Here is a 13583-nt window from a genome sequence, read left to right as displayed (position 1 = left end):
TTACTTCCCCAGCTTCGCCTTCGCCACCAGCGCCTGTACCACTTGCAGGGTCGCCTGCTCCACGCCCTGGCGCGGCAAGCCCGGGTTGGCGCCGGCGACCATCGATGGATTGGTCAGGTAGCGTCCGCCCACGATCAGGGTGGGCGTGCTGTCGACCTGGTAGCTGGCGGCCAGGCGGGGCAGGTTTTTCAGCTTGGTCTGCACGCCAAACGACTGGTAGGCGCCTTCGAAGGCGGCCTTGTCCAGGCCATTTTTCAGCGCCCAATCGAGGTTGTCGCTGTCGCTGGTCAGGCGCTTGCGTTCCACGTGCCAGGTGTGCATGACTTGCGCGTGCAGCGCCTCTTCCTTCTTCAGCGCTTCCAGTGTCAGGAACAAATGCGCTTCCGGATCATTTGCCGGCGTGTGCGGCAAATGGATGCGGCGGAAAGACACGCTGCCGGCATTCTCCTTGACCCAGCGGGCCAGGCTAGGCTCCAGCGCGTTGCAGGCGGGGCAGTGGTACATGAAAAATTCGATCACTTCCACCTTGCCAGGCGCCGCCTGTACCGGTTGCGGCGTGGCCAGCACCAGATAATCGGCGCCCGGTACGGGCGCTTGCGGCGAGGCGAAGGCGCCGGCGGCGGCGAAGCTGGCGCAGGCCAGGATGACTTGGTGCAAACGCATGGACGCTCCCTTTAAAAATTAACTATAAGGCAATCATAATAGGACGTCAATGTTGGATGGTGTTGCTTTGATGTAATAAATGTTTATTATTCCGAATATTGGATAATATTGTTCCAATTTTTGTGTGAAAATGCAAAGGCAGGGTGGCAGGGCGAAAACGCTGTGTCATTCCATTAACATCAAAACCAGGAGTCCATCATGTTGTCTTCCCTTCGCACGCGGCTGGTACTCATTTGCGTGGCCATCGTCGTGCTGTCCATGCTGGCCTTGTCGGTCGCCAATTACGTCACCACGCGCAGCAGCATGCTGGCGTCGTCGGACCAGCAGATGCAGCAACTGCTGCAAAGCCAGTCGGCCGTGCTGGCGCAATGGGTCGATGGCAAGAAAAAGGTCATGGCGTCCATCGTCATGTCGGCCGAGACGCCCGATCCGCTGCGCGCCTTCCAGATCGCGGAAAAGGCCGGCGATTTTGCGGAAGTGTTCATCGGCTACGCGGACAAGCGCTCCGTGTTTACCCATCCGGGCCGCCCGGCCGATTTCGATCCCACCGCGCGCGCCTGGTACACGGACACCGTCAAGGCGGGCGTGCCGATGCTCACGCCGCCGTACGTGGACGCGGCCAGCCACAAGCTGGTGGTGTCGTTTACGGCACCCGTCGGGCCGAAAGAGGCGCTGAGCGGCGTGGCCGGCGCGGACGTGCTGCTCGATACGGTGATCGCCAATGTGGTGGCGATCAAGCCGACGCCGCACAGCTTTGCCTTCCTCGTCGACCAGAGCGGCACCATCATCGCCCATGCGAACAAGGATTTGAGCCTGCAGCCGGTGGCGAAACTCGATGCGGCGCTGTCGGCCGCGCAGGTCAATCGCCTGGAAAGCACGCGCACGAGCGATGCCGTGCGCCTCGATGAGCGTGACGGCAAGCTGTATGTCACGCGCGTGGCGGGCACCGACTGGCTGCTGGCCGTGGTGCTGGACCAGCAGGAAGCCATGCAAGCGTTGCAGACGATGCTGACGACGGCTACCGTCACGGCCGCGCTGTTGACGGGGCTGGCGGCGCTGCTGCTGTCGCTGCTGGTGTTCAAAATGCTCAAGCGCCTGGAACTGGTGCGCGATGCGCTCGACGATATCGCCTCGGGCGAAGGCGACCTGACGCGCCGCCTCGACGCTTCCGGCGTGGATGAACTGGCGCAGATCGCCGGCGCCTTCAACCGCTTCATCGACAAGATCGCCGCCGTTCTCGTGAAAATCCGCACGGCCAGCGAATCGGTGAAGGTGTCGTCCTCGGAAATCGCCGCCGGCAACCAGGACCTGTCGTCGCGCACGGAACAGCAAGCCAGTTCGCTGGAAGAGACGGCCGCCTCGATGGAAGAGCTGACCAGCACCGTGAAACAGAATGCGGACAATGCGCGCCAGGCCAACCAGATGGCGCAATCGGCGTCCGGCGTGGCCAGCAAGGGCGGGCAAGTGGTGGCGCAGGTGGTCGATACCATGGCCTCGATCAACGATTCGTCGAAGAAGATCGTCGACATCATCAGCGTCATCGACGGTATCGCCTTCCAGACGAATATCCTGGCCTTGAATGCGGCCGTGGAAGCGGCGCGCGCGGGCGAGCAGGGACGGGGCTTTGCCGTGGTGGCGACGGAAGTGCGCAGCCTGGCGCAACGCTCCGCCGGCGCGGCGAAGGAAATCAAGCTGCTGATCGACGATTCGGTGGGCAAGGTCGATTCGGGCGCGCGCCTGGTCGACGAGGCGGGAGCGACGATGCAGGAAATCGTCGACAGCGTGCGCCGCGTGACAGACATCATGGGCGAGATCACGGCCGCAAGCGCCGAGCAAAGCTCCGGCATCGAACAGGTGAACCAGGCGATCGCGCAAATGGACCAGGTGACGCAGCAGAATGCGGCCCTGGTGGAGGAGGCGGCCGCCGCGGCGGAAAGCCTGCAAGACCAGGCCAGCACCCTGGCGCAGGTGGTGGGCGTGTTCAAGCTCGATGAGGGGCAGGCGCCGGCGCCTGTCAAACCGGTGGCGCGCCCACCTGTCGTGCAGCGCATCGCCAGCCGTCCTGTCGCCAAGGCGGCTGCCCGCAAGACGGAACAGTTCGAGGAGTGGGAGGCTTTTTAAGTCGTGTTCAGACCCGCCGGGGCGCCAGGGTCGGCGCCATCTGCCTGGCCACCTCGAAAAAGGCGTTGGTGGCCGGCGTGTTCTGGCGCCGGTCGCGCACGGCCAGGCCCACCTTGCGGCTGACGGGCGGATTGAGCGGCAGGGCGACCAGCTCCGGATACTGCTCGCGCAGGCGCTGCGGCAGGGCCAGTTCGGCGACGATGGACAGGCCGTCGCCGCGGCTGACCATGTCGAGGATGGTGATCACCTGGCTGATGCGGTAGGGCACGTGCGGCTGCAAGCCCGCGTTGGCGAACAGCGGCTCGATCAGGCAGGCGCAGCCCGCCTCGGACATGATGAACGGCCCCTCGCACAGCTGCGCCAGGGTGATGGCCGTTTCGCTGGCCAGCGCATGGCTGCGCGGCACCAGCGCCATCATCTGGTCTTCCACCAGCGGCGCCGTATCGAAACGCTCGTCGGGCAGCACGACGAAGCCGACATCGACCCGGCGCTCGCGTATCCACTGCACCACCTCATGGTCTGCTCCCTCGTCGATGCGCAGGTCGATGCCCGGATAGCGCAGGCGGAATTGCGCCGTGATGGCCGGCAGCAGATTCAAGGAAGACGTCGGGCCGAAGGAACCGATGCGCAGGCTGCCCTGGCGCTGGCCCAGCACGTCGGCCGCTTCCTGGCGCATGGCTTCCGACAGGCCGAGGATTTCGCGCGCGCGCACGAGCAGCTGGCGGCCCACGTCCGTCAGCTCGGCCGAGGCCTGGTGGCGCACGATCAGATCGACGCCCATCTCCTTTTCCAGCGCCTTTAACGCATGCGAGACGGCCGACTGGCTGATGCCCAGCTGCGCGGCGGCGGCGGAAAAGCCGTGCAGTTCGGCCACCAGGGTAAAAATTTCCAGTTGCGTGAAGGTCATGGTGTGGTTTTGTTGAGTTATGAGTATTTGCTCATTATTTCATGAGTTGATATTAGTATTAATATATACGCACACCACCCGCCACACAAGCGGCCTTCAGGATGCACCCTAGGATATCCCATGTCTTCTTCCGCCGTACCCCAGGCTCCGCTGCTCGCCGCGCAGTCGCCGCTCGTCTACATCAAACTGATCTTCGTCGCCCTGTTCTGGGGCGGCACCTTTATCGCGGGGCGCGTGCTGGCGCAGCAGATGCCGCCCATGACGGCCGCCAGCGGCCGCTTCGGCGTGGCCGTGCTGCTGCTCGTCGTGCTGGCGTGGAAGCTGGAAGGGGGCTTGCCGCGCCTGGACCGCAAGCAGCTGGCGACGACGGCGGCCCTGGGCTTGACGGGCATCTTTTTATATAACCTGTGCTTCCTGGCGGCCCTGTCGCGCATGCCGGCGGGACGCACGGCCCTGTTCGTGGCCCTGAATCCCATCGTCACGGCGCTGGCCTCGGCCATGCTGTTCCGCGAACGGCTCGGTTCCTTCAAGTGGCTGGGCATCATGCTGGCGTTTTGCGGCACGGCCATCGTCATCACGCGCGGCGATCTGGCCGGCGTGCTGCACGGGACGGGCGGCGGCATCGGCATGGGTGAAGTATTCATGTTCTGCGGCATTTCCAGCTGGGCCGCCTACACCCTGATCGGCCGCGTGGCGCTCAAGGGCTTGTCGCCGATTGCCGCCACCACATATGCATCGATGTGGGGCCTGGCCTTTTTGCTGGTGGGGGCGGCCGTGGAATTCCCGACCGTGCCATGGCACAGCTTCGGCTGGCAAGTGTGGGCCGCCATCGGCTACCTGGGCGTGTTCGGCACGGTGATCGGCTTTGTCTGGTATTACGAAGGCGTGAAAGCGCTGGGACCGTCGCGCACGGCCGTGTTCAACAACCTCGTGCCCGTGTTCGGCATCGTGCTGGCGGCGGGGCTGCTGGGCGAACCCGTGCTCGTCTCGATGCTGGTGGGCGGCGCGGTGACGATTGCCGGTGTGGTGATGACCAACCGGCAAGCGAAATAACTATTTTGCGCGGCGGCGTTTACCAGGCTTCGCCGGCGCCTTCTTGTGCCGGCTGACGGAGGCGCGCATCACTTTCGGTTCTTCGATGCCGTTCTCGGCCGCCAGCATGCGGCGGATGTTGACGGCGTCCATGGCGCGCACGGAATTGGCGCGCGCGTTGAGCAAAATCATGGTGGCGAACTTGCCGGCCGACTTGATGCGCATGATCAGGCAGCGGCCCGCTTCATTCGTGTAGCCCGTCTTCGACAGGCCGATATCCCAGCCCTTGGCGCCCACCAGGCGGTTCGTGTTGTGGTATTCCACGTCGCGCCCCTTGATCTGGATCACGTCCTTCGAATCGGTGGTGATGCGGCTGATTTCCGGGTAATGCGAGGCGGCCACGGCCATCTTGACGAGGTCCGCCGCCGTCGACTGGTTGTTCGGCGACAAGCCCGTCGGTTCCTCGATCACGGTCTGGCGCATGCCCAGGGCCTTGATCTTGGCGTTGACGGCCACGGCAAACGCCGTCGGGCCACCGGGGAAGGTGCGCGCCAGCGAGGCGGCGGCGCGGTTGTCGGACGACATCAGCGCCAGTTGCAGCACGTCGTGACGGCTCAGGGTGGCGCCCACGGGCACGCGCGAGGTGCTGTGCTTGAGGGTATCGACATCCTCGCGGTCGATGCTGATCTCTTCCTGCATATTCGCCTTGGAGTCGAGCACGACCATGGCCGTCATGAGTTTGGTCAGCGAGGCGATGGGGACCACCACGTTGGAATTTTTTTCAAGCAAGACTTTGCCTGTGCCGTCTTCGACCACCAGTATCGACTGGGAACCGAAGGGCACGGCGATGGCCGCTGTCGAAAGCGTCATCAGCACCGCGGCGAACATTTTTTTGAGCATGGGATTGTATGTGGGAAAGCAGTTTTGGGGCGCCATCGTGGGCGCTGCGCGCAAATCCGGAAGCGGGCCGCGCGGGGACGCGGCGTGTATCTCGGAGGCAATATTTGCCAAGCTTAAACAATACCATTAAAGATCAAGCGATGTCTACGGGATAAGGGCGCCACAGGCTGTGTAGCGGCCAATTTGGCAAATAAACGGGGCTATTCTTGCCGTAGTGAAAATTGTTGCGCGATTATTGATTTCGTCTTGGAAACTTCGTATTATTTCAGCAATATTGGCAGCCATGGTCCGGCAGGCGCCGCGCGCTTCGTCGTTGATGCCTGCCGCTTCGTGCTTCGTCGCCCCACGCTATGCCCTGCAACAGGGGCGCCGTAGACTGCGTTCATGCCTGATTGACACGACAAGGAGAACGCAGCATGTGGGAAAAATTTGCCGGATGGTATCGCTGTTACGACGATGAAACCCTCAGGGTGCTTGCGCATCCGGACACGGCGGCCCAGTTGCCGCCTGGCTGGCGGCGCTGGGTGGCGTTGCGGCTCATCACCCTGACGCCGATCGAGCGCCAGCAATTCCACGCCTTCATGCTCAAGTACCGGGGCGCCGGCTTTTACCTGGCGGCGGCCAGGCTGATGCTGCTGTTCAGCTGCATCGGCGTCGTGCTGCATTTGCTGCTGCCTGACAAGGTCGGCTGGGCCAAGGCTGTGGCGTTCAGCAATGTCCTGGGCCTGGCGATGGCCTGGGGCGTGCTGGGGGTCTGGTTCAATTACCGCAAGCTGGCGCAGCGCAAGCTCAAGGTACTGTTGCTGCTGCTGGTGCCGGCCCTGGCCGGTGTGGCGATCGGCGTGCTGCGCGCCATGCTGGAAGGCCATGCTTCCATCGGCGTGGCGCTCGAGCGGGGCGCGCGCGTGGGCGGCTGGGCCGCGCTGACGGCCGGGCTGGTGTATATGGTGCCGATGACTATCGTCGTGCTCTGGCGCAACCGCCAGTACGAGGCGCTGGCCCTGCAGCTGCAGCAGGATGCCGAGCGCGACCGCCTGGCGCGCGAACTGAGCGAATCGCAGCTGCGCCTGCTGCGCGCGCAGATCGAACCGCATTTCCTGTTCAATACCCTGGGCGCCGTGCAGCAGCTGGCCGAGCAGGGCGCCCACGGGGCGGCGCAGGCGGCCGCGCTGACGGCCAACCTGATCGCCTTCCTGCGCGCCAGCCTGGCCGAGATGCGCGCCGACCAGGTGCCCCTGCAAACGGAATTCGACGTGGTGCAAGCCTATCTGCAAGTGATGCAGGTACGCCTGGGCGCGCGCCTGTCCTTCCGCCTCGACTTGCCGCCCGGCCTGGCGCAGATACAAGTGCCCAGCATGATCTTGCTGACCCTGGTGGAAAACGCCATCAAGCATGGCATCGAGCCATCGCTGCGGGGCGGCGAGATCGTCGTCTCGGCCGTGCTGGACGGGGACGGCGCCATGCGCTTGCGCGTGCAGGATAGCGGCGTGGGCCTGGGCGCCGCGAGTGCGCCTGGAGGCGGCCTGGGCCTGGAAAATGTGCGCCGCCGGCTGCAGCTGGCCGCGGCCGCTGCCTGCGTGCACGTGCAAAATGGCGAGGAAGCGGGCGTGCTCGCCGAAATCGTGTTGCCGATGGATTTGAAGGAAACCGCCGCATGAATGCCACCATCCTGATCGCCGAAGACGAACCCCTGATGCGCGAACGCCTGCAAACGATGCTGGCGCTGGCCTGGCCCGAGGCGCGCATCGTGCTGGTGGCGGAAAACGGCAACGATGCCTGGGACGGTTTCCTCGAGCATGAGCCGGACGTGGTCTTCCTCGACATCCGCATGCCGGGCCTGTCTGGCCTGGAAGTGGCCGAGCGTATCGGCACGCGGGCGCACGTGGTATTTGTCACCGCGTATGACCAGTATGCCGTCGACGCCTTCGACGCGGGCGCCGTCGATTATCTGTTGAAACCCGTGCAGGCCGAGCGCTTGCAGCGGGCGCTGGCCCGGCTGCGCGACAAGCTGGGCGCCCAGCCGGCCGACATGGCCCATCTGCTGCAGTCGCTGCGCGCCGCGCTGCCGGCGCCGCCGCGCGAAAAACTGAAATGGATCAAGGCCAGCGTGGGCAAGCAGATCCGCCTGATCGACATCGACGACGTGCTGTTCTTCCAGGCCGACACCAAATACACGCGCGTGGTGCTGGCCGGCTCGGAAGCGCTGGTGCGCACGCCGCTGAAGGATTTGCTGGGCGGGCTGGATCCCGCACAGTTCTGGCAAATCCACCGCGGCACCATGGTCAACGTGAAAGCCATCGAGGCGGCCGAGCGCATCGACGCCGAGCGCATGCAGGTGCTGCTGCGCGGCAGCACGGAAAAGCTGCCCGTCAGCCGCACGTTTACCTATTTGTTCAGGGATTGATATGATGGCAATGTTTTTAATCTGCCACCATATGGACTTTTCATGACAATTCTACGCCGCTGGTTCGCCGCCATCCTTCTTTCCTTGCTCTCCTGTACTGCCGCCCACGGGGCGCAGAAGGAGGAAAAGGTCGTGTATCACGTCAATGACGCCAGCAATGCCACGGCTGCGCTGAGGAATATCCGCAACCACCTCGATGCCAGCCCGCAGGTGACCATCGTGCTGGTCGCCCACGGTCCCGGCATCGACTTCCTGCTCGACGGCGCCATCGACAAGCAGGGCACTCCGTATGACGTGGCGGTGCGCGAGCTGGTCAAGCGGGGCGTGAGCTTTCGTGTCTGCAATAACACCTTGCAAGGACGCAATATCGACCGCCAGCGCGTGCTGCCCGAAGCCGTCATCGTGCCGTCGGGCGTGGCCGAACTGAGCCGCCTGCAGGCGCAGGAAGGCTATGTGTATATCAAGCCCTGATGCACGCGCCGTTGCCAGATGGCAACGGCGCGGCGCATGGACAGGCGATGCTTACTGGATCTTGGCGATCGACACCTCCGTCGATTTCACCAGCGCGATGACTTCGCTGCCCACTTTCAAGTCCAGGTCCTTGATCGAGCGCGAGGTGATCACCGACGTGACGATGCCGTGCGGCGTTTCCACGTCCACTTCCGACACCACGGGGCCAAAGATGATTTCCTTGATCTTGCCGCGAAACTGGTTGCGTACATTCACTTCCGAGATAGCCATGATATTTCCTTTGTACCCGTAATACGCCGTGCGGCGCGACATGGCCAGAGTACGGCGCGCGCGCGCTTTTGACCACGAATCGATGCGCATATCGATATGCGGAAATGATGCGCGGATGCCGCCGCAAGCATATTATTCGCCTATACTCGTCCGTCTATCCACGCGGAGGTTTGCCATGCGTCCATGCTTGCTGTCGTTCCTGTTATTGCCCCTGCTGTTGCCCACCTCTGCCGCGCTGGCGCAACCGGTCGCTGCCCTGCAGCCGATGGCTTTCCTGGCCGGGCATTGCTGGAAGGGAGAGTTTCCTGGTGGTAAGCAGACGGATGAGCACTGTTTCCAGTGGCTGTATGGCGGCCGGATGCTGCGCGACGTGCACACGGTGCGCAGTCCCGGCAAGCCCGATTACGTGGGCGAAACCACGTATTACCACGATGCCGCCGAAGGCAAAGTGGCCTTTCTGTATGTGGAAAACAGCGGCGGCTACAGCCGCGGCACGATGCTGCCGGCGGACGGCGGCCTCGATTTTCCTGCCACGCAATACGTGGGCGCCAGTGGCAAGGCGCTGACGTATCGCGTGCGCTGGGCGCCGTCGGGCGATGCCTATGAGGCGGCCAGCGAGATGCTGGTGGACGGGCGCTGGCTGCCGCAATTCAAGCTGCTGCTGAAAAAACAGTGACGCGGCGGCAATAAAAAAACCGGGACTCGTCCCGGTTTTTTTATTGATGTGGCGCAAGCTTACTTCTGATAAATCTTGTCGAACTCGCCGCCATCGTCAAAATGTTTCTTTTGCGCTTGTTTCCAGCCGCCAAAGACGTCATCGATGGTGAACAGGGTGATCGGCTTGAAGCTGGCTGCGTATTTTTTCGCCACTGCCGCCGAACGGGGGCGCAGATAGTGCTTGGCGACCAGTTCCTGGCCTGGCTCCGAGTACAGGTATTGCAGGTAGGCCGTGGCTTCCTTGCGGATGCCGCGGCGGTCGACGACCTTGTCGACGACGGCCACCGGCGACTCGGCCAGGATGGAGATGCTTGGATACACGACTTCGAAGTTGTCGCCGAATTCGGCGCGCACCAGTTGCACTTCATTTTCAAACGTCACCAGCACGTCGCCGATTTCGCGCTGCGTGAAGGTGGTGGTGGCGCCGCGGCCGCCGCCGTCGAGCACGGGCACGTTCTTGAACAGCTTGGTAACGAGCTCGCGCGCCTGCGCTTCGCTGCCGCCTTTTTTCACGGCATAGCCCCACGCCGCCAAATAGGTGTAGCGGCCATTGCCCGAGGTTTTCGGGTTCGGCACGATGACCTTGATGCCGGGCTTGGCCAGGTCGTCCCAATCCTTGATGTGTTTCGGGTTGCCTTTGCGCACCAGGTACACCATGGTCGAGTAGAACGGCGCCGCATTGTTCGGGAATTTCTTGGCCCAGTCGGCCACCACGAGGCCGCGGTCGACGAGGATGTCGATGTCATTGGCCTGGTTCATGGTCACGACGGACGCTTCCAGGCCATCGGCGACGGAGCGCGCCTGCTTGCTGGAGCCGCCGTGCGATTGCTTGATGGTGATGGTTTCGCCCGTTTTGGCTTTCCAATCTGCAATAAATGCGGGATTCACGTCCTTGAACAGTTCGCGCATCACGTCGTAGGACGCGTTCAGCAAGACCACCGGTTCGGCGGCGCTGGCGGCCATCGGCAGGCTCATGGCGGCAGCGGAAGCGGCCAGGGCGCTGGCCAGGAACCAGCGGCGCGAGCGTTGGGTGAGCGTAGCTGCGGCAGTCGATACGGCGTTGGAATGGGTCATGTTGAACTCTTGTTGTGAGAATAGATAGACATAGTCTAAAATTCCGGCCGGAAAAGAAACGAATTTTTCGTAATATGCTTAGAGCCTATCCCAGCAGATGAATACATCCCCTGCTGGCGCCCCTCAGAAGCGGGGACTGCGTTGCTCGTCGTCGCGTGGCTCGCCACGCGTCCTCCTCACGCCTTGTCCGCGCTCCTGATGCGCTGCCAGCAGAAGACGCTCCCTGCGGGGATAGGCTCTTAGATTCGATTCCCGTTTGCGCTAAAAAACATATATCGATTTCTGGAAACATTCGTGGGCAAGATGCGCATCAGCACTTAGTCTGCACGCATGGCGCCATAGGCAAAACCGGTCCGTGGCGTGCGGCAAAAAACCCGAAAGCGCCGCTTGGTGTATAGTCGAATCGCACGATACAGGGGTAAAACCGCCTGCATCGGCAACTGGAATATTTTGTGAGCGTACATGAGTCTTGAAATTCGTATTGCAACATCGACCGACGCTTTCGAGGCGTGCAACGTATTACGACGCTCCATCGTCGAATGCTGCAGCCTCGATCATCGGGACGATCCGGCCATCCTGGAAGCCTGGCTGGGTAATAAAACACCGCAGATGGTGGCGTGCTGGTTCGCGTCGCCCACCAATTTTTCGCTGGTCGCAGTCGAGGCGGGCGCCGTCGTCGGCGTCGGCTTGCTGACGCGCGCCGGCAAGCTGGCCCTGTGCTACCTGCTGCCCGAGGCGCAAGGCCGCGGCGCCGGCAAGGCGCTGGTGGAGCAACTGGAAGCGCAGGCGCGCGAGTGGGGCATCAAGGCTTTGCAACTGCACAGCACGGCCAGCAGCCAGGCCTTTTTCGTCAAGCAGGGGTATGTCGAGGCGGGCAATGTCCGCTCGCCGTATGGCGTGGAAACGATTTTTTGCTGGAAACAGATTGACCCCGCAGGCATCGCCAGCGGCGACCCCAAGCGCAAGCGCTTTTGCAACTGCAATTCGGCCTGACGCCGGTCTTGCACCTCAGCCCGCCCATCCGGCGGCGGGCCATTTCCTCCCTTTGAATATTTCCCTTCAGTAACTGATCTGGATATACACGCCTTGTTGCGCGCTATCGTTTGCCGGCAGCAAGGTGCCGCCGGCAAACAGTTTCAGTTCGCCGGGCGCGAACGCCAGCCAATCCTCGTTTTGCGTCAATGGATGCGTGGCGATGACGGCGATGCGGTCGTCCAGGTGATTATGCTGGCGAAAGTCGATGCTGCGCTCGCAGTCGATCAGTTGCGCCACGGAAAACGGGTATTCGCGTATCACATAGTGCAAATGCGTGGAACAGTGGGCAAACAGCAGTTCGCCGTCCGACAGGATGAAATTGAAGGTGCCGTGCGCGGCAATCTCGCGCGCCACTTCGCCGATGGCGGCGCGCAAGTCGGCGCGCGCGGGTTCGCCCAGGGGAAACTGCGTGCGCAAGCGGGCCAGCAAGTGGCAAAACGCCTGTTCGCTGTCCGTGTCGCCGCTGGCGTGGTAGTGCGCATTGGCGGGTGCGCGCCACGTTTTCAAGTCGCCATTGTGGGCGAAGGACCAGGTCTTGCCCCACAGGTCGCGGGCGAACGGGTGCGTGTTTTCCGGCGCGATGCGGCCTTGCGTGGCCTTGCGGATGTGCGCGACGATGTTTTTCGCTTTCACGGGATGCTGCTGCACCCGGGCCGCCAGCGGCGAATCGATGGCCGCCAGGTGATCCGTCAGCAAGGTGCAGCCGCTACTGGAATGATAGGCGATGCCCCAGCCGTCGCGGTGCTCGTCCGTGCGTCCGCCCCGTTCGGCAAAGCCGGCAAAGGAAAATCCCAGCGCGGCCGGCTTGCTGCTGTTCATTGCGAGTAACTGGCACATGGCGGCCCTTCCTGATGGTATCGGTACACGCCCACAGTAAAGGCGGGCGGCAGGGGCGGGAAGGAATGTTTCCGACTATCGTTATGCGCTGTCCGCCGTTGCGGCCATATATGCTGGGCGCATATCAAATGGCGAAACCATTCGTTCTCCTTTGGTTGGCGCTGCCTTACTCTGCACACTTTGGCGCCGCCTTCCCCATGAGGGCAGCCGGCGCAGCCCGATGAAGGAGCACGTATGCCATTTCCCGTCCTGAAAAACTACCTGGCCCGTTTGTCGCACCAAACCCAGGCCGGCACCAGCGTCTGGCTCGACGGGGAGGGCAGGGCGCTGGGGCGCTTTTTCAATTGCACCATGACCAGCGCCTTCCAGCCGCTGCGCGAACTTGAAAGCGGCAAGCTGGTGGCGTTCGAGGGCCTGGCGCGCAGCGTGTCGAAGGCGGACGAGGGTTTGTCGCTGTGGCGTTTGCTCGACCATGCGGCCAGCGACGATGAATCCGTGGAACTGGACCGACTGTGCCGCATGTTGCACGCCATTAATTTTTTCCGGCAGGCGGAAGCGGAGCAGGCCGACCTGTACCTGAACGTGCATGACCGCCTGTTGAGCGCCGTCAGCAGCAATCACGGCCACGCCTTCCAGCGCATCCTCGACGCGCTGGGCTTGCCCATCGAGCGCATCGTGCTGCAATTGCCGACGGTCACGCCGAACCAGGGTTGGCTGCTCAACTATGTGGCCGACAATTATCGCCGTAACGGTTTCCGCCTGGCCATCAACGTGGCCAGCGTGCATGAAGCCACGGGCATGCTGGAGCGCTTGCACCCGCATGCGTTCAAGCTCGACGCGGGCAACCTCAGCGACGAGCAGGCCGTCGCCAGTTTCGTCACCCTGTGCCATGCGGCGAAAATCCGCGTCGTCTTCAAGCGCCTCGACACGCCGGCCGCGCTGGCTGCGCTGCAGCGCGTCGCCGCCATCACGGGCTTGCCCATCGTGGCCCAGGGTTATCTGCTCGACAAGCCATTGACGGCGCTGGCGCAGGCAAAACAGGACGCGGCCGCCGGCGCCGCCGCGTGAGCGGTTTCCCGCTTAAGCCAGCTCAGCGGAAAATACGTGAGAAACAGGCAGAGACGATAGAAAATGAGGGTTTTTCTTCGCAGC

The 13583-nt window shown here is 63.0% G+C and carries 14 protein-coding genes; 8 read left to right on the top strand and 6 right to left on the bottom strand.

Annotated elements, in window-relative coordinates; all coding sequences use genetic code 11:
- Positions 1-663, bottom strand: coding sequence for a thiol:disulfide interchange protein DsbA/DsbL (locus tag OX460_RS08520; RefSeq protein ID WP_289898385.1), 663 nt, complete (start codon positions 661-663; stop codon positions 1-3).
- Positions 664-861: 198 nt separating this feature from the next.
- Here OX460_RS08520 and OX460_RS08515 point away from each other — a divergent pair, with 198 nt between their 5' ends.
- Positions 862-2784 (top strand): methyl-accepting chemotaxis protein, encoded by a 1923-nt coding sequence (locus tag OX460_RS08515; protein WP_289898384.1) that lies wholly within the window; start codon positions 862-864, stop codon positions 2782-2784.
- Positions 2785-2791: 7 nt separating this feature from the next.
- Here the strand turns inward: OX460_RS08515 and OX460_RS08510 are convergent, their stop codons facing one another.
- Positions 2792-3691, bottom strand: coding sequence for a LysR substrate-binding domain-containing protein (locus OX460_RS08510; RefSeq protein ID WP_289898383.1), 900 nt, complete (start codon positions 3689-3691; stop codon positions 2792-2794).
- A 120-nt stretch (positions 3692-3811) separates the two neighbouring features.
- Here OX460_RS08510 and OX460_RS08505 point away from each other — a divergent pair, with 120 nt between their 5' ends.
- Entirely contained in the window at positions 3812-4744 is a 933-nt protein-coding gene (locus tag OX460_RS08505; protein ID WP_289898382.1) for a DMT family transporter, read from the top strand.
- On the opposite strand, the gene OX460_RS08500 is transcribed toward OX460_RS08505, so the two are convergent.
- On the bottom strand, positions 4745-5623 hold the full coding sequence (locus OX460_RS08500; protein WP_099668125.1) for a serine hydrolase: 879 nt from the start codon (positions 5621-5623) through the stop codon (positions 4745-4747). It lies immediately after the preceding gene.
- A 416-nt stretch (positions 5624-6039) separates the two neighbouring features.
- Between OX460_RS08500 and OX460_RS08495 the strand changes: the two genes are divergently transcribed.
- The 3 genes from OX460_RS08495 to OX460_RS08485 are packed head-to-tail and all read left to right on the top strand — an operon-like array spanning position 6040 to position 8498.
- A complete protein-coding gene (locus OX460_RS08495; RefSeq protein ID WP_251349183.1) occupies positions 6040-7281 on the top strand; it encodes a histidine kinase in 1242 nt (413 codons plus the stop codon).
- Positions 7278-8027 carry a LytTR family DNA-binding domain-containing protein gene (locus OX460_RS08490; protein WP_251349182.1) on the top strand — a complete coding sequence of 250 codons (750 nt, stop codon included), beginning with the start codon at positions 7278-7280 and terminating at the stop codon, positions 8025-8027. The genes OX460_RS08495 and OX460_RS08490 overlap by 4 nt, the downstream gene beginning before the upstream one ends.
- 42 nt (positions 8028-8069) lie before the next feature.
- On the top strand, positions 8070-8498 hold the full coding sequence (locus tag OX460_RS08485; RefSeq protein ID WP_251349181.1) for a DsrE family protein: 429 nt from the start codon (positions 8070-8072) through the stop codon (positions 8496-8498).
- A gap of 51 nt (positions 8499-8549) precedes the next feature.
- Here the strand turns inward: OX460_RS08485 and OX460_RS08480 are convergent, their stop codons facing one another.
- Positions 8550-8768, bottom strand: coding sequence for a TOBE domain-containing protein (locus OX460_RS08480; protein WP_034757699.1), 219 nt, complete (start codon positions 8766-8768; stop codon positions 8550-8552).
- Between the two features lie 175 nt (positions 8769-8943).
- On the opposite strand from OX460_RS08480, the gene OX460_RS08475 reads away from it, so the two are divergent.
- A complete protein-coding gene (locus OX460_RS08475; protein ID WP_289898381.1) occupies positions 8944-9444 on the top strand; it encodes a hypothetical protein in 501 nt (166 codons plus the stop codon).
- Between the two features lie 59 nt (positions 9445-9503).
- Here OX460_RS08475 and OX460_RS08470 read toward each other — a convergent pair whose 3' ends face one another.
- A complete protein-coding gene (locus OX460_RS08470) occupies positions 9504-10559 on the bottom strand; it encodes a sulfate ABC transporter substrate-binding protein (RefSeq protein WP_099664405.1) in 1056 nt (351 codons plus the stop codon).
- A gap of 462 nt (positions 10560-11021) precedes the next feature.
- On the opposite strand from OX460_RS08470, the gene OX460_RS08465 reads away from it, so the two are divergent.
- Complete coding sequence (locus OX460_RS08465) at positions 11022-11552, top strand: GNAT family N-acetyltransferase (RefSeq protein ID WP_099402317.1); 531 nt, start codon at positions 11022-11024, stop codon at positions 11550-11552.
- A 66-nt stretch (positions 11553-11618) separates the two neighbouring features.
- On the opposite strand, the gene OX460_RS08460 is transcribed toward OX460_RS08465, so the two are convergent.
- Complete coding sequence (locus tag OX460_RS08460; RefSeq protein WP_289898380.1) at positions 11619-12431, bottom strand: class II glutamine amidotransferase; 813 nt, start codon at positions 12429-12431, stop codon at positions 11619-11621.
- Positions 12432-12665: 234 nt separating this feature from the next.
- On the opposite strand from OX460_RS08460, the gene OX460_RS08455 reads away from it, so the two are divergent.
- The gene (locus OX460_RS08455; RefSeq protein ID WP_289898379.1) at positions 12666-13499 is read left to right on the top strand and encodes an EAL domain-containing protein; all 834 of its coding nucleotides are present in this window, start codon (positions 12666-12668) and stop codon (positions 13497-13499) included.
- Positions 13500-13583: the final 84 nt, after the last annotated feature.

It is taken from the genome of Janthinobacterium sp. SUN033, assembly GCF_030397595.1.
Classification (GTDB): Bacteria; Pseudomonadota; Gammaproteobacteria; order Burkholderiales; family Burkholderiaceae_D; genus Janthinobacterium; species Janthinobacterium kumbetense.
This window is presented reverse-complemented; position numbering and strand designations above follow the sequence as displayed.

What these genes read in the sequence shown, in the direction of transcription:
- OX460_RS08500 (WP_099668125.1), bottom strand. Translation starts at nt 5,623, where the DNA reads ATGCTCAAAAAAATGTTCGCCGCGGTGCTGATGACGCTTTCGACAGCG.
- OX460_RS08515 (WP_289898384.1), top strand. Translation starts at nt 862, where the DNA reads ATGTTGTCTTCCCTTCGCACGCGGCTGGTACTCATTTGCGTGGCCATC.
- OX460_RS08490 (WP_251349182.1), top strand. Translation starts at nt 7,278, where the DNA reads ATGAATGCCACCATCCTGATCGCCGAAGACGAACCCCTGATGCGCGAA.
- OX460_RS08480 (WP_034757699.1), bottom strand. Translation starts at nt 8,768, where the DNA reads ATGGCTATCTCGGAAGTGAATGTACGCAACCAGTTTCGCGGCAAGATC.
- OX460_RS08520 (WP_289898385.1), bottom strand. Translation starts at nt 663, where the DNA reads ATGCGTTTGCACCAAGTCATCCTGGCCTGCGCCAGCTTCGCCGCCGCC.
- OX460_RS08455 (WP_289898379.1), top strand. Translation starts at nt 12,666, where the DNA reads ATGCCATTTCCCGTCCTGAAAAACTACCTGGCCCGTTTGTCGCACCAA.
- OX460_RS08475 (WP_289898381.1), top strand. Translation starts at nt 8,944, where the DNA reads ATGCGTCCATGCTTGCTGTCGTTCCTGTTATTGCCCCTGCTGTTGCCC.
- OX460_RS08495 (WP_251349183.1), top strand. Translation starts at nt 6,040, where the DNA reads ATGTGGGAAAAATTTGCCGGATGGTATCGCTGTTACGACGATGAAACC.
- OX460_RS08470 (WP_099664405.1), bottom strand. Translation starts at nt 10,559, where the DNA reads ATGACCCATTCCAACGCCGTATCGACTGCCGCAGCTACGCTCACCCAA.
- OX460_RS08505 (WP_289898382.1), top strand. Translation starts at nt 3,812, where the DNA reads ATGTCTTCTTCCGCCGTACCCCAGGCTCCGCTGCTCGCCGCGCAGTCG.
- OX460_RS08485 (WP_251349181.1), top strand. Translation starts at nt 8,070, where the DNA reads ATGACAATTCTACGCCGCTGGTTCGCCGCCATCCTTCTTTCCTTGCTC.
- OX460_RS08510 (WP_289898383.1), bottom strand. Translation starts at nt 3,691, where the DNA reads ATGACCTTCACGCAACTGGAAATTTTTACCCTGGTGGCCGAACTGCAC.
- OX460_RS08465 (WP_099402317.1), top strand. Translation starts at nt 11,022, where the DNA reads ATGAGTCTTGAAATTCGTATTGCAACATCGACCGACGCTTTCGAGGCG.
- OX460_RS08460 (WP_289898380.1), bottom strand. Translation starts at nt 12,431, where the DNA reads ATGTGCCAGTTACTCGCAATGAACAGCAGCAAGCCGGCCGCGCTGGGA.